The sequence below is a fragment of the Streptomyces sp. JJ66 genome (genome assembly GCF_019303495.1).
Lineage (GTDB): Bacteria > Actinomycetota > Actinomycetes > Streptomycetales > Streptomycetaceae > Streptomyces.
On the sequence record NZ_JAEVFI010000009.1, the window covers coordinates 20,119 to 39,327 of the forward strand.

The window sequence follows — 19,209 nt, forward strand, 5'->3', positions numbered from 1 at the left end:
GTACCATGTCCGCTGTCCGCGCGTCCATGCCGACGGGAGAGCACACCGCCGTGGCCCCTGCACCATCCCGGCCCACCAGCCGCGACGTGGCACGCGCCGCCGGGGTCTCCCAGGCGACCGTCTCGCTGGTGCTGCGCGACAAGTGGCACGGCCGGGTCTCCCCCGGTACCGCCGAGACCGTGCGCGCCGCCGCCCGCGACCTGGGCTACCGGCCGAACATCGCCGCCCGCGACCTGCGTCTGGGCCGCCGCCGTACCGCACTGCTCGTCGTGCCCGCGCTCACCAACGAGTTCTTCGCCCGCGTCTATACCGGCGCGGCCCAGGCCGCCGCGCAACGCGACGTCGGCGTGGTGCTCTACCCCTCCCCGGAGGGGCTGGGGCCCGCCCGCGACCCGTTCGAGTCGGCGCGCGCCACGCTGGACGGCGTCATCGCCTCCTCCATGGCCGCCGACGCCCTCACCGCCCTGCACGACGGCAGCCTGCCGCTGGTCATGCTCGACAGCAGCCCCGTGGACACGCCCGCGGCCGCCACCGTCAACCTCGACCTCGCCGACGGCATGCGCCAGGTCGTCCGCCACCTGCTGGCACTCGGCCACCGCCACCTCGCCCACCTCACCGCAGGCGTGGACAGCTGGACGTTCGCCCTGCGCGCCCGGGCACTGGACGCGGCGCTGGAGGGGGCCACCGGAGTGCGGCTGACGCGGGCACCGGCCGACGAGCTGAGCGTCACCGGCGGCCTGCGCACCGCCGAGTGCCTGCTGACCGGCTCGCCCCGGCCCAGCGCGCTCATCTGCGACGACGACCTGCTGGCCGCGGGCGCGTGCAAGGCGGCGCGGCGGCTGGGGCTGCGCGTGCCTCAGGAGGTGTCCGTCACCGGCTTCGACGACCTGTCGCTGGCCACGGCGGTGGAGCCGGAACTGACCACGGTGCGGCTCGCGGCGGAGGACTTCGGTGCCGCGGGCATGCGGGCGCTGCTGGCCGTCCTGGACGGCCGCGACCCCGACACGACACCGCTGCCGGTACAGCTGCTGACCCGCGCCTCAACGTGCCTGGCACCCCAGCGTTAGCGGTGCTGCCCACGGGCGGCCAGAGCGCGCCGAACCGGACGCGGCGGGCGGCGCCGGGGCAGGCGCGCGGCCCGGGTACGCGGTGGCCCCGGCGCGGCGTTACCCCCCTGCCGGAGCCACCGCGAGCGGTGAGCGGCGCGCTGTCACGCCTCCGCGCCCGGCCCGGACGAACCGGACGCGTCGTCGCTGGCGTCGGAGGCGTCGTCGGACGCCGGGGTTTTCGCGGCCGGGGCCGAGGTGGCCGGGGGCTGCTCCAGCAGGCGGGCCAGGTGGGTACCCAGGAGGCGCTTGAACTTGCGCTGCTGCCCACGCGTGCGGTCCAGCACCGCCACCTCCAGCTGGTCGGCCGTGAGCGTGCGTTCGCCGTTGCCGGTGTCCCGGCCGAGCGCCTCGACGGCCAGCCGCAGCGCCTCGCCGAGCGTCATGTCGTCACGCTGGCGCTGATCGAGGTAGCTGCCGATCTGGTCGGAGTTGCCGCCCACCGCCACCGAGCCGTGCTCATCGACGATCGAGCCGTCGTGCGGCAGGCGGTAGATCTGGTCCTCCGCCCGCTCCGCGCCCACCTCGGCGACGATCAGCTCCACCTCGTACGGCTTCTCGCCGGCGCTGGAGAAGATCGTCCCGAGCGTCTGCGCGTAGACGTTGGCCAGGCCGCGGGCGGTGACGTCCTCGCGGTGGTAGGTGTAACCGCGCAGGTCGGCGTAGCGGACGCCGCCGATGCGCAGGTTCTCGAACTCGTTGTACTTGCCGACCGCCGCGAACGCGATGCGGTCGTAGATCTCGCTGACCTTGTGCAGGGAGCGGGAGGGGTTCTCCGCGACGAACATGATGCCGTCGGCGTATTGCAGCACTACCACGCTGCGGCCGCGCGCGATGCCCTTGCGGGCGTACTCGGCGCGGTCGGCCATGGCCTGCTGGGGTGAGACATAGAACGGCGTGGACACCGGCGTTCCCATTCCTTCCTGGGGCTCAGACCTGGCTTCAGACGACCGGGGCCTGCGGCCCGTCGGGGTGCTGGAGGCGGCCCTGGTGGATCGCCTGGGCGATGTCGGAGACGTCGGCCTCTGTCAGCCGCCGGTATCCCTCGTCGTTGATCACGGCGACCACTGGATAGATGCGCCGGACCAGGTCCGGGCCGCCGGTGGCGGAGTCGTCGTCGGCGGCGTCGTAAAGTGCCTGCACGGCGACGGTGGTGGCCTGCTCCTCGCTGAGGTCCGCGCGGTGCAGCTTCTTCAGCGAACCCCGGGCGAACACCGAGCCCGAGCCGACAGCGGCGAAGCCCAGCTCCTCGGACCGGCCCCCGGTGATGTCGTAGGAGTAGATGCGGCCCTTCTCCCGCTCCGGGTCAAACCCGGCGAACAGCGGCACCACGGCCAGGCCCTGCATGGCCATGCCGAGGTTGCCGCGGATCATCGTGGACAGCCGGTTCGCCTTGCCCTCCAGGGACAGCTGGGCGCCTTCGATCTTCTCGAAGTGCTCCAGCTCCAGCTGGAAGAGTTTGACCATCTCTACGGCCAGCCCCGCGGTGCCCGCGATACCCACCGCCGAGTACTCGTCGGCGGGGAAGACCTTCTCGATGTCGCGCTGCGCGATCATGTTGCCCATCGTGGCGCGGCGGTCACCGGCGAGCACCACGCCGCCGGGGTAGGTGGCCGCGACGATGGTGGTGCCGTGCGGCGCCTCCAGTGCCCCCTTCACCGGCGGCAGCGGGCGGTGGCCCGGCAGCTGGTCCGGCGCGTGCGCCGCCAGGAAGTCCATGAAAGAGGACGAGCCCGGCGTCAGGAAGGCAGCCGGCAGACGCCCGGTGCTACGAGTGTTGGCTTCCACGCGTTTCCTTCCGGATAGGCGATCGCCCCGGCGCGGGACGCCGGGAACATCTCTGAACGTGCCAAGTGCCGCGTCGCGGTTGAAGCACAGCACTCCCCGGACCTTACCCGTCTGATGATCGTGGTCCACAGGTCCGGGACCGGCGGCCAGGCAGAACGGGCACAAGGCCCGCTGCTTGGCCACCTCCCGTCCCGCTCCGTGTCGGTGATGCTTCGGGTGGGTCGCGGCTGCCCCCCGCCAGCCGCGTGCCTGGACATGCCGGGCATCGCGTGGCCAAGCTGCCCCGACGCACCCGCTCACCCGCGAAGTTCTCGCGACCTCAGGTCCACTGACACCGAGTGCGGCTCCTTCCCGGCGCCCCACCCCACCTCGAAGGGCTGGCCCTACTGGCCGCCCTTTTGCACAAAACTCTTCACGAACTCCTCGGCGTTCTCCTCCAGGACGTCGTCAATCTCGTCCAGGACCGCGTCAACGTCTTCCGAGAGCGCTTCCTGGCGCTCCTTGAGGTCCTCCGAAGCCTGCGCTTCCGCTGCCTGCTCCTCGGTCTCCTCCGTCGTCCGCGTGGCCTTCTGCTGCCCGCCGCCGGTGTCCTTGGTAGCCATGCACCTCACCCCGCTCCGATTCGACGTTCAAGATCAGACCCTACTCCCCGGGACTGACTTCAGCCCCGCAGTCGCTATAACGCCCGGGAACCACCTCGGTCATTCCCCGGAAAGCGACAGGTTTACCGCTGGTCCGTGGCCGGGCACAGATCAGTGGCCGGACAGCGCCCGCACCAGGTCCTCGGCCGAACGGCACCGGTCCAGCAGGTCCTGCACGTGCTGCCGCGTGCCCCGCAGGGGTTCCAGCGTGGGCACTCGCTGCAGGGAGTCCCGGCCCGGCAGGTCGAAGATCACCGAGTCCCAGGAGGCCGCGGCCACGTCGTCGGCGTACTGCTCCAGGCAGCGGCCACGGAAGTACGCCCGGGTGTCCTCCGGCGGCTTGTGCTCGGCTTCCCGGACGTCCGCCTCCTTAAGCAGGCGCGTCATCTTGCCCCGGGCCGCCAGACGGTTGTAGAGGCCCTTGTCCGGCCGCACGTCGGCGTACTGGAGATCCACCAGGTGCAGCCGCGCGGCGTCCCAGTCCAGGCCGTCACGACGCCGGTAGCCCTCCAGGATCTCCCGCTTGGCGACCCAGTCCAGCTCCCCGGACAGGCTCATCGGGTCGCGCTCCAGCCGGGTGAGCACGTCTTCCCACCGGGTGAGGACGTCGGCGGTCTGTTCGTCGGCGTCCGCGCCGTACCGCTCCTCGACGTACTTGCGGGCCAGTTCGTAGTACTCCATCTGGAGCTGTACCGCGGTGAGGGTCCGGCCGCTGCGGAGTGTGACCAGGTGACGCAGCTCCGGGTCGTGGCTGACCTGGTGCAGCGTGCGCACCGGCTGCTCGACCGCGAGATCGACGGCGATGAACCCGTCCTCGATCATGGAGAGCACCAGCGAGGTGGTGCCGAGCTTGAGGTAGGTGGAGACCTCCGACAGGTTGGCGTCCCCGATGATCACGTGCAGCCTGCGGTACTTCTCGGCGTCGCAGTGCGGCTCGTCGCGGGTGTTGATGATCGGCCGCTTGAGGGTGGTCTCCAGACCCACCTCGACCTCGAAGTAGTCCGCGCGCTGGCTGATCTGGAAGCCGTGCTCACCGCCGTCCTGGCCCAGCCCCACCCGCCCGGCACCGGTGATCACCTGGCGGGAGACGAAGAAGGGCGTCAGGTGGCGCACGATGTCGGAGAACGGGGTCTCCCGCGTCATGAGGTAGTTCTCGTGCGTGCCGTAGGACGCGCCCTTGTTGTCGGTGTTGTTCTTGTACAGGTGGATGGGCTGGGCGCCGGGAACCTCGGCGGCGCGTTCGGCCGCCGCGGCCATGATCCGCTCCCCCGCCTTGTCCCACAGCACCGCGTCGCGCGGATTGGTGACTTCGGGCGCGCTGTACTCGGGGTGGGCGTGATCGACGTAGAGCCGGGCGCCGTTGGTGAGAATGACGTTGGCTAGGCCGATGTCCTCGTCGGTGAGCTGGCTGGCGTCGGCGGCCTCCCGGGCGAGGTCGAAGCCGCGCGCGTCCCGCAGGGGGTTCTCCTCCTCGAAGTCCCAGCGGGCGCGGCGCGCCCGGTGCATCGCCGCCGCGTAGGCGTTGACGACCTGGGACGAGGTGAGCATGGCATTGGCGTTGGGGTGCCCGGGGACGGAGATCCCGTATTCCGTCTCGATGCCCATCACGCGCCGTACGGTCATGCGGCCCTCCTAGCCCGGGCGCCGGCCGTCGCCCGGCCGACGCTCACGTCCCGCTCGCGCATCCGCCCGTATGCGGTACCCGCCGCACTGCGCCTGGCGTCAGTAGCCCCGAGCCTAGAGGGACGCCGGGGCGGGCGGGAGCCCGCATCGGGGCGGATGGGAGTCACACGTCGAAAAACGGCCCGGCTGCGGCGGCCCGCGCGGGGCTGCCGCAGCCGGACGGTGTCGTCACTACAGGTACTGACCGGTGTTGGCCACCGTGTCGATGGAGCGCCCGGTGTCCGCGCCCTGCTTGCCGGTGACGAGGGTGCGGATGAACACGATCCGCTCGCCCTTCTTGCCGGAGATGCGGGCCCAGTCGTCCGGGTTGGTGGTGTTGGGGAGGTCCTCGTTCTCCTTGAACTCGTCCACGCAGGCGGCGAGCAGGTGGGAGACGCGCAGGCCCTTCTGGCCGTGGTCGAGGAAGGCCTTGATGGCCATCTTCTTCGCCCGGTCCACGATGTTCTGGATCATGGCGCCGGAGTTGAAGTCCTTGAAGTACAGCACTTCCTTGTCACCGTTGGCGTAGGTGACCTCCAGGAAGCGGTTCTCCTCGGACTCCGCGTACATCTGCTCCACGACCGACTGGATCATGCCCGCCACCGCCGCCTTGGCGTCGCCGCCGTGCTCGGCCAGGTCGTCGGTGTGGATGGGCAGAGTGGAGGTGAGGTACTTGGAGAAGATGTCCTTGGCCGCCTCGGCGTCCGGACGCTCGATCTTGATCTTCACGTCCAGTCGGCCCGGGCGCAGGATCGCCGGGTCGATCATGTCCTCGCGGTTGGAGGCACCGATGACGATGACGTTCTCCAGGCCCTCCACGCCGTCGATCTCGGAGAGCAGCTGCGGGACGATGGTGTTCTCCACGTCCGAGCTGACGCCGGAGCCACGGGTGCGGAACAGCGAGTCCATCTCGTCGAAGAAGACGATGACGGGCGTGCCCTCACCGGCCTTCTCCCGCGCCCGCTGGAAGACCAGGCGGATGTGCCGCTCGGTCTCGCCCACGTACTTGTTCAGCAGCTCCGGGCCCTTGATGTTGAGGAAGAAGCTCTTGCCCGCGGGCCTGCCGGTGACCTCGGCGACCTTCTTGGCCAGCGAGTTCGCCACCGCCTTGGCGATGAGCGTCTTGCCGCAGCCGGGCGGGCCGTAGAGCAGGACGCCCTTGGGCGGGCGCAGCTCGTGCTCCCTGAACAGGTCGGGGTGAAGGTAGGGCAGCTCGACCGCGTCCCGGATCAGCTCGATCTGGCCGCCCAGACCGCCGATCTTGGTGTAGTCGATGTCCGGCACCTCTTCGAGGACCAGCTCCTCGACCTCGCTCTTGGGCACGACCTCGTAGACGTAGCCCGAGCGGGTCTCCAGCAGCAGGGCGTCCCCGGCGCGCAGCGTGGTCCGCATCAGCGGCTCGGCGAGCCGCACCACCCGCTCCTCGTCGGTGTGCCCCACGACCAGGGCCCGCTCGCCGTCCTCCAGGACCTCCTTGAGCGTGACGATGTCCCCGGCGCGCTCGAATTCCATGGCCTCGACCACGTTGAGCGCCTCGTTGAGCATGACCTCCTGGCCGCGCCGCAGGTCACCGAGCTCGACACTGGGGCTGACGTTCACCCGCAGCTTGCGGCCGCCGGTGAAGATGTCGGCCGTGTCGTCCTCGTTGGCGTGGAGGAACACGCCGAAACCGGCCGGCGGCTGGGCGAGCCGGTCCACCTCTTCCTTCAGCGCTACGATCTGGTCACGCGCCTCACGGAGCGTGCTCGCCAGGCGTTCGTTCTGTGCGGAGACGCCGGCCAGGTTCGTCTGGAGCTCGACGATCCGCTCCTCGAGAATCCGAGTGTGCCGCGGAGAGTCGGCGAGCTTGCGGCGCAGGACGGCGATTTCCTGCTCAAGATAGGCGACCTGACCGGCCGGGTCTTCCGATCCCCGGCCCAGCCGGGAGCCGCGGTTGATGTCGTCGTCGTGGGCTGCCACGGTCCTCACCTCCTCTGGGGGGAGCTGGACGCTTCCTGACCCTACCTGTGGATCTCGGGGTTGAAACCCCTAGATCACCATCACGGCCAGAGTGTGTCCGATCTTCACCCTTGCGCACTCCCTCACGCCAGGGAGATACCCACCCGCCAAACATCGCCCTGGCCACGGCGATAGGGTCGGAGGGGTCAACGCCCGTCAGGGCTGGCGCCCGTGAGACTCACGCACGCAGGATGGGGCAGGCGAGATGACCGTGCAGCACACCACGCAGAACGCTGCGGAGCACGCCATGGAGACCAGCGAGCTGGAGGTCTGGATCGACCAGGACCTCTGCACCGGTGACGGCATCTGCGCCCAGTACGCCCCGGAAGTCTTCGAGCTGGATATCGACGGCCTGGCCTATGTGAAGGGCGAGGACGACGAGCTGCGCACCGAGGCGGGGGCCACCGTCCCGGTCCCGCTGCCGCTGCTGCGCGACGTGGCGGATTCGGCCAGGGAGTGCCCCGGGGAGTGCATCCACGTGCGCCGCGTGGACGACGGCGCCGAGGTCTACGGCCCGGACGCGGCCTGAGTCACACCTCGGCGCCCGCGTTCGCCCGGTCACCGTCGGCCCTGGGTCTCCCGCCGGCCGGGCTCAGAGCGAAGCCGTCCCCCTGCCACTGCCAGCGGACGCCGCGCTGTTCGTCCGGGCAGCACCGGGGCACCGACGGCGAGGAGTAGCCCAGCAGGGTCGCCGTCACCGCGTCCCCGCGGACCCGGAAATCGCTGACGGTCTGCGCGTCGGCGGGTTCCACCAGCGCCGCGGCGATGCGCGGGGTGTCGCCCCGGGCGGGGTGGGTGAGCACGTACATGCCGCTGGGTGGGGTTCCGGTTCCGCTCGCACAGCGGACCAGGGCGACGGTCTCCGCTGTCCCGTCGGCGTCGAAGTCGGCTCCCGCGTGGTCGGTGACGGTCAGCTCCCACGGGCCGCAGTCAACCGGGTAGGCGGCAGCGGCCGGGTCGGGCCCGGGGGCGGGCGCGGGCGGGGTCGCGCTGGCCCGGGCACCGGGGGGCTGGAGCAGGGCGACGGCGGCGAGGAGCGCGGCGAGCGCGGCCGCAGTGGCGAGCCAGTGGGTCAGCGAGGGGCGGCTGTGCGGGAGGGTCTGCACGCGGGGAGTCTCCTGGGACGGCGCGGGCACGGGAGGTGCGTGCATCGTGCCACACGTCACACCAGCAGGGCCGCCCGGGGGCGGCCGGAGCGTCGCTCCCGGTCACCGCCACCCGTCGCGTCACCGCCCCCGTCGCGCGAAAGGCTCGGCGTCCTACGCCGGGGGCTTGTAGTCCTCGCCGTAGGCGCCCTTGGCGGGACGGCGGCGGCGCAGCGGCGGCTCGACGCCGTCGGCCAGGCGGCGGGCGGTGAGGAGGAAGCCGGTGTGCCCGATCATGCGGTGGTCCGGGCGGACGGCCAGACCCTCGATGTGCCAGTTGCGCACCATCGTCTCCCAGGCCGCGGGCTCGTTGAACGTGCCGTGCTCGCGGAGGGCCTCGACGGTGCGCGCGAGCTGCGTGGTGGTGGCGACGTAGGCGCACAGCAGACCGCCGGGGACGAGGGCCTTGGAAACGGCGTCCAGGCACTCCCAGGGGGCGAGCATGTCGAGGATGACGCGGTCCACGTCGCTCTCGTCGAGGTGGTCCTGGAGGTCGCCGACGGTCAGCCGCCACGCCGGGTGCGCGCTGCCGAAGTAGCGCTCGACGTTCTGCCGGGCGATGTCGGCGAAGTCGGCTCGCCGCTCGTAGGAGTGCAGCATGCCCTGGTCGCCGATGGCGCGCAGCAGGAAGGTGCTGAGCGAGCCCGAGCCGACGCCCGCCTCGACGACGCGCGCGCCGGGGAAGATGTCGGCCATCGCGAGGATCTGGCCAGCGTCCTTGGGGTAGACGACGGCCGCGCCGCGCGGCATGGACAGGACGTAGTCGGGGAGCAGGGGGCGCAGCGCCAGGTAGGCGACGTTTCCAGTGGTTCGGACGACACTGCCTTCGGGAGCACCGATCAGCTCGTCGTGCGGGAAGGCACCCTTGTGGGTGTGGAAGCTCTTCCCGGCTTCGAGCGTGATGGTGTAGTGGCGTCCCTTGGGGTCGGTGAGCTGGACCTGGTCCCCGACCTGGAAGGGCCCGCGACGGCGGGCGGCACCGGTCGGTTCGGACATGGTCGTCAGCCTAGTCGAGCCGGTGCGCGGTACCGAATCGAGGGCTGGACCGAGAGCTAGGGCCGCGTCTGTCAGCGGGTGGTGGTGCGGGGGCGGCCGGGGGCCGTGGCGGGCTTGGCCATGGCGGCGACGAAGGCCCGCTCGACGTCCCCGGTGGACAGCACACCGTAGATCTCGCCCGTCTCCTCCACCACGAGATACTCGGTGGCCGGGATCTCGCGCAGGTAATCCAGCAGTTCCTCGCCCGCCAGCGCGGCGTTCACCCGCAGGTCGTCGGTGAGGTCCTGGGAGAGCGTGGAGACGGCGACCCAGGGGCGGCGGTGCTCGGGGACGGAGACGATGCCCGCCTCGCGCACCAGGCCGATGGGCGCGCCCTGCCCGTCCACCACGACGAGGGCGCGGGCACCCGCCTCGTTGGCGCGGCGCAGCGCCTCGGACAGCGGGACGTCGGCAGTGACGGGCACGGCGCGGCGGGTCAGCGCACGGGCGCTCAGCTCCGGCAGCCGGGCCCGCAGCCGGGCCACGCGCAGGCTGTTCCCGGCACCGGTCCAGATGATCGCCGCGAGGATGGCCGCGAGCAGGGCGTCGGTGACCGAGCCGGTGCCGTTCTCGCCGCCCAGGCCGCCGGCGTAGGTGGCCAGCGGCAGGCCGATGAGGACGGCGACGGCCAGCGCGCGTCCGGTCCAGGCGGCGGCGACGGTACCGGTCATCGCATCGCCGCTGACCTTCCAGACGGCGGCGCGCAGCATCCGCCCGCCGTCCAGTGGCAGGCCGGGCAGCAGGTTGAACACGGCGACGATGAGATTGGAGATCATCAGCCCGGCCAGCAGCACGCCGGGGACCGTACGGGCCTGGACGCCCTGCATGCCGAGGTAGAAGGCACCGGCCAGGGCGAGCGAAAGCAGCGGCCCGACGAAGGCGAGCCAGAACTCCCGGCCCGGCGTCTCGGACTCCTTCTCGATCTCTGAGACGCCGCCGAAGAACTGGAGCTGGATGCGGCGTACCGGCAGCTTGAAGCGCAGCGCGGCCACGGTGTGGGCCAGCTCGTGCACGAGTACGGAGGCGTAGAAGGCGACGGCGAAGAACAGCGCGATGAGATAGCGCGCGCCGCCGAGCCCCGGCAGGACGCGGTCGATCTGGCCGCCGAAGACCCAGGTGATGAGCGCGGCGACCAGGAACCAGCTGGGCGCGACGTACACCGGCACCCCGAAGGGGCGGCCCATGAGGATGCCGCCGCCGCGTTCGCGGGGACGCCGCTCGCCCGGCCGCTTGCCGCCCGGGCGCCTGCCGCCCGGCAGGCGGGGCGGGGTGCCGCCGTCTGCGCCGTTGTGACCCGTGTCTGCCACTGGCTCCCCTCTGTTCCTGTGCTGCCGGTGTGCCCGGTGCTTTAGATGGTAGGTGTCCGCGTGTCAGTGGCGGGCCGTAGGGTCGTGCCTCATGGGAACCCCCGCAAGCCGTCCCGCCGTTCCGTCGCGGTCGCTCTCGCCGTCCCGGGCTGCTGATTTCCTGCGGTGCCCGTTGCTCTACCGCTTCCGCGTGATCGACAAACTGCCGCAGAAGCCCAACGCGGCGGCGGCGCGCGGCACGGTGGTGCACGCCGTACTGGAGCGGTTGTTCGACACTCCGGCGGCGCAGCGGGACGCGCCACGGGCCCGGGCGCTGGTACCCGGGGAGTGGCAGCGGCTGCTGGAGCGGCGTCCGGAGCTGGCGCAGTTGTTCGCGCCCGAGGGCGCCGATCCGGCGTCGGGGGCGGTGGACGGCGCGGAGCTGGCGCGCTGGCTGGCGGAGGCCGAGGCGCTGGTGGAGCGCTGGTTCACGCTGGAGGACCCGGCGCGGCTGGAGCCTGCCGAGCGCGAGCTGTTCGTGGAAGTGCGGCTGGAGTCGGGGCTGCGGCTGCGCGGCATCATCGACCGGGTGGATGTGGCGCCCACCGGCGAGATCCGCATCGTCGACTACAAGACCGGCAAGGCGCCCCGTCCGGAGTACGCGGACGAGGCGCTGTTCCAGATGAAGTTCTACGCGCTGGTGCTGTGGCGGCTGAAGGGGGTGGTGCCCCGGCGGCTCCAGCTGGTGTACCTGGGCAGCGGGGACGTACTGACCTACGACCCCACCGAGGCGGACCTCGCGGGCGTCGAGCGCAAGCTGCTGGCGCTGTGGGCGGCGATCGAGCGGGCGACGGAGTCCGGGGACTGGCGGCCGCGGCCGAGCAGGCTGTGCGGGTGGTGCGACCACCAGGAGCACTGCCCGGAGTTCGGCGGCACTCCCCCGCCCTACCCGCTGGTGCTGCCGCTGGCACGCGGCCCGCTGGAGGAGGGCGCGGGTGAGGAGGGTGACGCGCCCGGCGGGGCCGACATGCCGGCGCCGCGGACGTCACCGGAGGCAGCGCCGCCGGAGGGGTAGGCCAGAATGGGGCGACCGTCCGTCACCCTCAGGGGGAGTTACTTGTGGCCATCCGCGTACTGCTCGTTGACGACCAGCCGCTGTTGCGGACCGGGTTCCGGATGATCCTGGAGGCGGAACCGGACGTGGCCGTCGTCGGGGAGGCCGGGGACGGGCAGCAGGCGCTGGAGCAGGTGCGCGCGCTGCAGCCGGACGTGGTGCTGATGGACATCCGCATGCCGCGCATGGACGGCGTGGAGGCCACGCGGCAGATCACCGGCCCGGCGAAGGACGGCCCGGCCAAGGTGCTGGTGCTGACGACGTTCGACCTGGACGAGTACGTCGTGGAAGCGCTGCGGGCCGGAGCCAGCGGCTTCCTGCTCAAGGACGCGCCAGCCCAGGAGCTGGTGCAGGCGATCCGGGTGGTGGCCGACGGCGAGGCGATGCTGGCCCCGAGCATCACCCGCCGCCTGCTGGACAAGTACGCCGGTCAGCTGCCAGCGGGTGAGCAGCCGGTGCCACAAGCGCTGCACACCCTCACCGAGCGTGAGGTCGAGGTGCTGAAGCAGGTGGCCAAGGGGCTGTCGAACGCGGAGATCGCGGCGGAGCTGTTCGTCAGCGAGACGACGGTGAAGACGCACGTCGGGCACGTGCTGACGAAGCTGGGGCTGCGGGACCGGGTCCAGGCCGCGGTGTACGCGTACGAGTCCGGGCTCGTACGGCCCGGCGGCTAGCGCGCAGCCGCGCGCGGGAGTGGGGCGTGCGGGGCTGGCGCCCCGCACGCGGTGGGTCACTCCTCGGGGTTCTTGCCGATCTCCCAGAAGCGGAAGACGGTGGAGGCGTCCAGGGTCCACTCCAGGCCGGAGACGCTGTCCTGGGCGACGGCGTACTGCTTGCCCTGCCACACGGGCAGCATCGGCAGGTCCTTGGCGACGACGTCCTGGATGGCGCCGAAGTCCTCGACGGTCGCGGCGCGGCTGGCCTCACCGGCGGTGCGCGGCAGCAGCTCCTCGGTGATCCGTTCCGCGTCGTAGCCGTTGTGCAGGACGTTGCCCTCGCCGAAGAAGGGCGCGGTGAAGTTGTCGGCGTCCGGGTAGTCGGGCACCCAGCCCTTGACGTAGACGCCGTACTTGCCCGCCTCGATGTCCTTCTCGTACTGCTCCAGCTCGACGCTCTTCATCTCGGCTTCGAACAGGCCGCTGGCGTTGAGCTGCTCGGCGAGGGCGGCCATCTCCCGGTCGGTCTGTGCGCCGTAGCGGACCGGCGTGGACCACAGGGTGAGCTTCACCGGATCGGTGATGCCCTCGGCGCGCAGGGCTTCCTTCGCCTTGTCGGGCTGCGGGCGCTCGCCGTAGCGGTCGAAGAAGGCGGTGTTGTGGCCGGTGATGCCCGCCGGGACGATCGAGTACAGCGGCTCGGCGGTGCGCTCGTAGACGTCGCGGATGAGCGTCGAGCGGTCGATCAGGTAGGCGATGGCCTCGCGGACGGCGAGCTGTCCGGTGACCTCGTGGTCCATGTTGAACACCAGGTGGTGGACCTCGGCGCTGTTGCCCTGGACGACCTGGATGTCCTGCCGGGAGCTGCTGGTGCTGGCTTCCAGCTCGGCGAGGTCCTCGGTGGCCAGGTGGCGGTAGGCGACATCGACGGCCTGGGTCTGCACGGCTTCTTTGAGCTTGGCCGGGTCGTCGAAGAACTTCATCGTCATGCCGGAGTTCTGCACCTCGGCGGGGCCTTGGTAGCCGGGGTTGACCGAGAAGGCGGCTTCCTGCTCGCTGAAGCTGTCCAGGGTGTAGACGCCGGATCCGACGGCCTCGCCCTTGGTGCGCAGCTCGTCGGCGGGGTACTCGCGGTGGTCAACGATGGAACCGGCGCCCGAGGCGATCTTCTGCGGGAAGGTGGCGTCGGGCTCGTTGAGGTGGAAGACGACGGTCTTCTCGTCCGGTGTCTCGATCCGCTCGATCGTCTGCAGCATGACGGCGGGGCCGCCGGGGTCGTTGATGCGCAGGGTGCGGTCGAAGGAGTGCTTGACGTCCTCGGAGGTCAGCTCGTTGCCGTTGGAGAACTTCAGCTTGTCCTTGAGGGTGCAGGAGTACACCTGGCTGGCGTTGTCCTGGAAGCCGCACTTCTCGGCGGCCTCGGGCTGGGGCTGGGTGCCGCCCTTGGGGAAGCTGAGGAGCGACTGGAAGACGTTGTTGAAGACGAGCCAGGAGCCGGGGTCGTAGCCGGAGGCGGGGTCGGTGGCGAGCACGTCATCGGTCATGCCCATGACGATGGGTTCGCCCTGGCCCGCCCCGCCGTCGTCCGCTCCGCAACCGCTGAGCAGCGCGGCCGCCACGGCCACGCTGGTCGGGAGCGCCACCCAGGTGGCCCGATTCCTCACACGCACGTTCTCACCTTGTCTCGAATGCGGGGTCGGCTTGGTATCGCGGGTACGCCCGGTCGGGGACGGCCGCGACCCGGTGACGTCGGCCGGTGGGCCTCAGGGACGCCCGGGGCCTTCCCCGGTGCTGCTGTCGCGGGCTGCGACGGGGCTGGGGCAGCGGGCCGGCTGACGCGGTGGCGTCCGCGCGGCGCGCTGGGATGGCGGGCGGGCATGCTCAGGGCATGCCCAGGGCCAGGGCGGGGCACCGGTGGCGGCGCGCGGACCGGCCAGCGGGTTCCGCGTACGCGATGCCAGGCGCGTCCACGGTCGGGGAAGCCGGGGCCGGGGAACTGGGCGCGCACGCTCGGGGAAGCGGCGTGGTGCGGTTCATGGTCAGTGGTCTCCCTCGTGCGGCCCGGGGTGGTTCTGGGGGGTTGCGTGGGGCCGCAGCCAGACATTAGTAGTTGGCACTCAGGGCACCTGACCAGGGAACCACGCTCGCGGAGCGCACTGGAGGGGGCGTGCGCCGCCGATCCGCTATCCGGACGCGGGCACGTAGGCGGCGAGTGCGGGGAAACCGGGACAGATCGCTTCGCCGCGCCAGCGCCAGGCGCCCTGTGCGCACGGGCCGGGGGCGATGTCGACCGGTCGCACTGTGAGAAACATCACGTCTGGCGCCCGGGCAGCGAACGAAAAGTTTCAGCCACGCTGTAGGGTCCCGTGACCGGGCCTGGGCGCCGGTGACGCGGACGGTCAGGCGGGGTCGCCGACGGGCACCAGCGAGCGCAGGAACGCGAGATCGACCTCTTCCAGCGAGGTGACGAAGGTGCGCCCGGCCCCCGGCGCGACCGTGGTCACGGTGGGCACGGCGACGACCGGGCACCCGGCCGTCTCCGCCGATGTCACGCCGGTCTCGGTGTCCTCGACCACCACGCACCGGGCGGGCTCGGCGCCCAGCCGGCGGGCGGCCGTCAGGTAGGGCTCGGGGTGGGGTTTGGTGCGCTCAACCTCGTCCCCGGCGATGGTGACGGAGAAGTTCTCCGCGCCCAGCGAGCACAGCACCCGGTCCATGATGTGCCGGTGCGTGGCGGAGACCAGGGCCGTGGGCACCGCGTGGGCGGCCAGCTCGGTCAGGAGTCTGCGAGCGCCCGGCATCAGCTCCACGCCTTGCTCCAGCCGCTCGGCGAAGGCGGCGTTCAGCAGCGCCGACAGCTCCACAACGGTGATGTCGGCGCCGGTGACGCCGATGAGGTAGGCGGCGCTGCGCGTCATCGGGCCGCCCACCACCACCTCGCGGTGCTCGTCCGCCAGCTCGTGGCCGAGTTCGGCGAAGACCTGGACCTCCGCGTCCCACCAGAAGCCCTCCGAGTCGACCAGGGTGCCGTCCATGTCGAGCAGGACGGCCTGCAGGGCCGAGCCTTCGGCCGGACGGGTGGCGAGTGCCGGAATCGAGCTGGTCATCCGAAACCTCCGTGGGACACGAAGGCCGGTCCCCCACCCCACGCTCGCCTCGGCGGCGGGGGCGGACGACCGGCCGGTACCGGACTGATCATTGTACGACGACCGGCTAACGCGCGTTGAAGTACTTCGCCTCCGGGTGGTGGATGACGATGGCGTCGGTGGACTGCTCGGGGTGCAACTGGAACTCCTCGGACAGCTTCACGCCGATGCGCTCGGGCTGCAGCAGGTCGGCGATCTTGGCCCGGTCCTCCAGGTCGGGGCAGGCCCCGTAGCCCAGGGAGAAGCGGGCGCCGCGGTATCTCAGGGCGAACATGTCCTCGACGTTGTCCGGGTCCTCGCCGGCGAAGCCCAGCTCAGCGCGGACGCGGGCGTGCCAGTACTCGGCCAGCGCCTCGGCGAGCTGGACGGACAGGCCGTGCAGTTCCAGGTAGTCGCGGTAGGAGTCGGACGCGAACAGCTCCGCCGTCGCCTCCCCGATCCGGGAGCCGACGGTGACCACCTGGAGTCCGACGACGTCCGTCTCGCCCGACTCCTTTGGCCGGAAGAAGTCGGCCAGGCACAGCCGGCGGCCCCGGCGCTGGCGCGGGAAGGTGAACCGGGTGCGCTCGGTGCCGTCCTCGGCCAGGACGACGAGATCGTTACCCTCGGCATGGCAGGGGAAGTAGCCGTAGACGACGGCGGCCTCCAGCAGGTTGTCCGTCTGCAGACGGTCCAGCCAGCCGCGCAGGCGGGGGCGACCCTCGGTCTCCACCAGCTCCTGATAGGACGGGCCGTCGCCGGTGCGGGCTTCCTTCAGGCCCCACTGCCCCTTGAACAGCGCGCCCTCGTCCAGCCAGGAGGCGTACTCGGCCAGCTGGACGCCCTTGACGATCCGGGTGCCCCAGAACGGCGGGGCGGGCACCGGGTGGTCGGTGGCGACGTCGGAGCGGGTGGTGTCGTCCAGCGGGGCGGCCTCGGGCAGTCCGCCTTCCCGCCCCCGGACCCGGCGCTGCTTGAGCTCGGGCAGGGAGGCACCGGGAACGCCGCGCTTGACGGCGATCAGGGCGTCCATCAGGCGCAGCCCCTCGAAGGCGTCGCGCGCGTAGCGGACCTCGCCCTCGTACACCTCGTGGAGGTCCTGCTCGACGTAGGCGCGGGTGAGGGCGGCTCCGCCGAGGATGACGGGGTAGTCGGCCGCGAGTTTGCGCGCGTTCAGCTCCTCCAGGTTCTCCTTCATGATCACCGTGGACTTCACCAGCAGCCCGGACATGCCGATCACGTCCGCCTTGTGCTCGCCGGCGGCGTCCAGGATCGCCGAGACGGGCTGCTTGATGCCCAGGTTCACGACGTTGTAGCCGTTGTTGGAGAGGATGATGTCCACGAGGTTCTTGCCGATGTCGTGCACGTCCCCGCGCACGGTGGCCAGCACGATGGTGCCCTTGCCCGCCTCGTCCGTCTTCTCCATGTGCGGCTCCAGGTACGCCACCGCGGTCTTCATCACCTCCGCGGACTGGAGCACGAACGGCAGCTGCATCTGCCCGGAGCCGAACAGCTCACCGACGGTCTTCATCCCGGCCAGCAGCGTCTCGTTGACGATCTCCAGGGCGGGGCGCTCGGCCAGCGCGGCGTCCAGGTCGGCTTCCAGCCCGTTGCGTTCACCGTCGATGATGCGGCGCTGGAGCCGTTCGTCCAGCGGCAGCGCGGCCAGCTCCTCGGCCTTCGTCGCCCGCATCGCCTTGGTGTCCACGCCCTCGAACAGCGCGAGCAGCTTCTGCAGCGGGTCGTAGCCCTCGGCGCGCCGGTCGTAGATGAGGTCCAGCGCGGTGGTGACCTGCTCCTCTTCCAGCCGCGCGATGGGCAGGATCTTGGACGCGTGGACGATGGCGGAGTCCAGTCCGGCCTTGACGCACTCGTCCAGGAAGACGGAGTTCAGCACCATGCGCGCGGCCGGGTTCAAGCCGAAGGAGATGTTCGACAGCCCGAGTGTGGTCTGCACCTGGGGGTGGCGGCGCTTGAGTTCGCGGATGGCCTCGATGGTCTCGATGCCATCGCGGCGGGACTCCTCCTGGCCGGTGCAGATGGTGAATGTCAGGCAGTCGATGATGATGTCCGACTCGCGGATGCCCCAGTTGCCCGTCAGGTCGGCGATGAGGCGTTCGGCGATGGCGACCTTGTGCCCGGCGGTGCGGGCCTGGCCCTCCTCGTCGATGGTCAGTGCCATCAGCGCGGCGCCGTGTTCGGCCGCCAGGGCGGTGACCTTCGCGAACCGGGAGTGGGGGCCGTCGCCGTCCTCGTAGTTCACGGAGTTGATCACCGCGCGGCCGCCCAGCTTCTCCAGGCCCGCCTGGATCACCTCCACCTCCGTGGAGTCCAGGACGATCGGCAGGGTGGAGGCGGTGGCGAAGCGTCCGGCGAGTTCCCTCATGTCCGCCGCGCCGTCCCGGCCGACGTAGTCCACGCACAGGTCCAGCATGTGGGCGCCCTCGCGGATCTGGTCGCGCGCCATCTCCACGCAGTCCTCCCACCGGCCCTCCAGCATGGCGGTGCGGAACTTCTTCGACCCGTTGGCGTTGGTGCGCTCGCCGATCGCCAGGTACGCGGTGTCCTGGCGGAAGGGCACCGCCTGGTAGAGCGAGGACGCCGACGGCTCCGGGCGCGGGGTGCGCTCGGCGGGCCGCAGGTCCCGGACGCGCTCGACGACCTGGCGCAGGTGCTCGGGCGTGGTGCCACAGCAGCCGCCGACCAGGGACAGGCCGAAGTCGGTGACGAACTGCTCCTGGGCGTCGGCCAGCTCCGGCGCCGTCAGCGGGTAGTGCGCGCCGTCCTTGCCCAGCACCGGCAGACCGGCGTTCGGCATACACGCCAGCGGGACGCGGGAGTGGCGGGCCAGGTAGCGCAGGTGCTCGCTCATCTCGGCGGGGCCGGTGGCGCAGTTCATGCCGATCATGTCGATGCCCAGCGGTTCCAGCGCCGTCAGCGCGGCACCGATCTCCGAGCCGAGCAGCATCGTGCCGGTCGTCTCGACGGTGACCGAACAGATGATGGGCAGCTCCAGGCCGGTGGCGGCCAGGGCGCGCCGGGCGCCGATGACCGCCGCCTTGGTCTGGAGCAGGTCCTGGGTGGTCTCCACCAGCAGCGCGTCCGCACCACCGGCGATCATGCCCTCGGCGTTGCGCTGGTAGGCGTCGCGCAAGACGTCGTAGGAGGCGTGGCCGAGGGTCGGCAGCTTGGTGCCGGGGCCCATCGAGCCGAGCACCCAGCGGGGCCGCCCGTCGCCGTCGGTGAACTCGTCGGCGACTTCCCGGGCCAGCCGGGCTCCGGCCTCGGACAGCTCGAAGACCCGCCCGGTGATGTCGTACTCCCCCAGCGCCGCGTGGTTCGCGCCGAAGGTGTTCGTCTCCACGCAGTCCACCCCGGCCGCGAAATACTCCTGGTGCACGGAACGCACGATGTCCGGCCGGGTGAGGTTGAGGATCTCGTTGCAGCCTTCCAGCTGCTCGAAGTCGTCCAGTGTCGGGTCCTGCGCCTGCAGCATGGTGCCCATCGCGCCGTCGGCGACCACCACGCGTGAGGCCAGTGCGTCCCGGAAGGACTGGACGCGGTCTGCGTGGGTCGCTCGCGTGGGCGAGGCGGAGGTGGGCGACGTCGAGGACATCTGGGTGCTCCCTGTGGTGCGACGGCTGTCGGCTTTG

General features: G+C 71.2%; 15 protein-coding genes and 1 pseudogene. 4 read left to right on the forward strand and 12 right to left on the reverse strand.

Annotated elements, in window-relative coordinates; all coding sequences use genetic code 11:
- The first annotated feature begins 5 nt into the window (after positions 1-5).
- Positions 6-1,067, forward strand: coding sequence for a LacI family DNA-binding transcriptional regulator (locus JJV70_RS08490; RefSeq protein WP_219047167.1), 1,062 nt, complete (start codon positions 6-8; stop codon positions 1,065-1,067).
- Between the two features lie 143 nt (positions 1,068-1,210).
- Here JJV70_RS08490 and prcA read toward each other — a convergent pair whose 3' ends face one another.
- From prcA to arc, 6 genes and pseudogenes are all read right to left on the reverse strand, one after another.
- Entirely contained in the window at positions 1,211-2,011 is an 801-nt protein-coding gene (prcA, locus tag JJV70_RS08495) for a proteasome subunit alpha (protein ID WP_219047168.1), read from the reverse strand.
- Positions 2,012-2,048: 37 nt separating this feature from the next.
- The gene (gene prcB, locus JJV70_RS08500) at positions 2,049-2,894 is read right to left on the reverse strand and encodes a proteasome subunit beta (protein WP_219047169.1); all 846 of its coding nucleotides are present in this window, start codon (positions 2,892-2,894) and stop codon (positions 2,049-2,051) included.
- A 96-nt stretch (positions 2,895-2,990) separates the two neighbouring features.
- A pseudogene (locus tag JJV70_RS23375) lies at positions 2,991-3,257 on the reverse strand (hypothetical protein); the annotation flags it as partial.
- A gap of 20 nt (positions 3,258-3,277) precedes the next feature.
- A complete protein-coding gene (locus JJV70_RS08510) occupies positions 3,278-3,496 on the reverse strand; it encodes a ubiquitin-like protein Pup (protein WP_219047170.1) in 219 nt (72 codons plus the stop codon).
- A 150-nt stretch (positions 3,497-3,646) separates the two neighbouring features.
- Complete coding sequence (gene dop, locus JJV70_RS08515) at positions 3,647-5,158, reverse strand: depupylase/deamidase Dop (protein ID WP_374227259.1); 1,512 nt, start codon at positions 5,156-5,158, stop codon at positions 3,647-3,649.
- 231 nt (positions 5,159-5,389) lie between these two features.
- Positions 5,390-7,156 (reverse strand): proteasome ATPase, encoded by a 1,767-nt coding sequence (gene arc, locus JJV70_RS08520; RefSeq protein WP_219047171.1) that lies wholly within the window; start codon positions 7,154-7,156, stop codon positions 5,390-5,392.
- 244 nt (positions 7,157-7,400) lie between these two features.
- Here arc and JJV70_RS08525 point away from each other — a divergent pair, with 244 nt between their 5' ends.
- Positions 7,401-7,724 (forward strand): ferredoxin, encoded by a 324-nt coding sequence (locus tag JJV70_RS08525; RefSeq protein WP_219047172.1) that lies wholly within the window; start codon positions 7,401-7,403, stop codon positions 7,722-7,724.
- Position 7,725: 1 nt separating this feature from the next.
- Here JJV70_RS08525 and JJV70_RS08530 read toward each other — a convergent pair whose 3' ends face one another.
- The 3 genes from JJV70_RS08530 to JJV70_RS08540 form a co-directional block, all read right to left on the reverse strand.
- Positions 7,726-8,346, reverse strand: a complete 621-nt coding sequence (locus JJV70_RS08530) for a hypothetical protein (protein WP_257573624.1) — start codon at positions 8,344-8,346, stop codon at positions 7,726-7,728.
- A 108-nt stretch (positions 8,347-8,454) separates the two neighbouring features.
- Positions 8,455-9,336 carry a tRNA (adenine-N1)-methyltransferase gene (locus tag JJV70_RS08535; protein ID WP_219047173.1) on the reverse strand — a complete coding sequence of 294 codons (882 nt, stop codon included), beginning with the start codon at positions 9,334-9,336 and terminating at the stop codon, positions 8,455-8,457.
- Positions 9,337-9,407: 71 nt separating this feature from the next.
- Positions 9,408-10,682 carry a site-2 protease family protein gene (locus tag JJV70_RS08540; protein WP_374227260.1) on the reverse strand — a complete coding sequence of 425 codons (1,275 nt, stop codon included), beginning with the start codon at positions 10,680-10,682 and terminating at the stop codon, positions 9,408-9,410.
- A 91-nt stretch (positions 10,683-10,773) separates the two neighbouring features.
- On the opposite strand from JJV70_RS08540, the gene JJV70_RS08545 reads away from it, so the two are divergent.
- Together JJV70_RS08545 and JJV70_RS08550 are read left to right on the forward strand one after the other, a co-directional pair.
- Entirely contained in the window at positions 10,774-11,736 is a 963-nt protein-coding gene (locus JJV70_RS08545) for a PD-(D/E)XK nuclease family protein (RefSeq protein ID WP_219047174.1), read from the forward strand.
- Positions 11,737-11,780: 44 nt separating this feature from the next.
- Positions 11,781-12,449, forward strand: coding sequence for a response regulator transcription factor (locus JJV70_RS08550; RefSeq protein ID WP_219047175.1), 669 nt, complete (start codon positions 11,781-11,783; stop codon positions 12,447-12,449).
- A 56-nt stretch (positions 12,450-12,505) separates the two neighbouring features.
- Here the strand turns inward: JJV70_RS08550 and JJV70_RS08555 are convergent, their stop codons facing one another.
- The 3 genes from JJV70_RS08555 to metH form a co-directional block, all read right to left on the reverse strand.
- Positions 12,506-14,095 carry an ABC transporter substrate-binding protein gene (locus JJV70_RS08555; protein ID WP_374227265.1) on the reverse strand — a complete coding sequence of 530 codons (1,590 nt, stop codon included), beginning with the start codon at positions 14,093-14,095 and terminating at the stop codon, positions 12,506-12,508.
- Positions 14,096-14,830: 735 nt separating this feature from the next.
- Complete coding sequence (locus JJV70_RS08560) at positions 14,831-15,538, reverse strand: HAD family phosphatase (RefSeq protein ID WP_219047176.1); 708 nt, start codon at positions 15,536-15,538, stop codon at positions 14,831-14,833.
- A gap of 106 nt (positions 15,539-15,644) precedes the next feature.
- On the reverse strand, positions 15,645-19,172 hold the full coding sequence (gene metH, locus JJV70_RS08565) for a methionine synthase (protein WP_219047177.1): 3,528 nt from the start codon (positions 19,170-19,172) through the stop codon (positions 15,645-15,647).
- Positions 19,173-19,209: the final 37 nt, after the last annotated feature.

Bases quoted from the DNA above. Each gene is read 5' to 3' on its own strand.
- JJV70_RS08490 (WP_219047167.1), top strand. From the start codon at position 6: ATGTCCGCTGTCCGCGCGTCCATGCCGACGGGAGAGCACACCGCCGTG.
- JJV70_RS08510 (WP_219047170.1), bottom strand. From the start codon at position 3,496: ATGGCTACCAAGGACACCGGCGGCGGGCAGCAGAAGGCCACGCGGACG.
- dop (WP_374227259.1), bottom strand. From the start codon at position 5,158: ATGACCGTACGGCGCGTGATGGGCATCGAGACGGAATACGGGATCTCC.
- JJV70_RS08525 (WP_219047172.1), top strand. From the start codon at position 7,401: ATGACCGTGCAGCACACCACGCAGAACGCTGCGGAGCACGCCATGGAG.
- JJV70_RS08530 (WP_257573624.1), bottom strand. From the start codon at position 8,346: ATGCACGCACCTCCCGTGCCCGCGCCGTCCCAGGAGACTCCCCGCGTG.
- JJV70_RS08535 (WP_219047173.1), bottom strand. From the start codon at position 9,336: ATGTCCGAACCGACCGGTGCCGCCCGCCGTCGCGGGCCCTTCCAGGTC.
- JJV70_RS08545 (WP_219047174.1), top strand. From the start codon at position 10,774: ATGGGAACCCCCGCAAGCCGTCCCGCCGTTCCGTCGCGGTCGCTCTCG.
- JJV70_RS08560 (WP_219047176.1), bottom strand. From the start codon at position 15,538: ATGACCAGCTCGATTCCGGCACTCGCCACCCGTCCGGCCGAAGGCTCG.
- metH (WP_219047177.1), bottom strand. From the start codon at position 19,172: ATGTCCTCGACGTCGCCCACCTCCGCCTCGCCCACGCGAGCGACCCAC.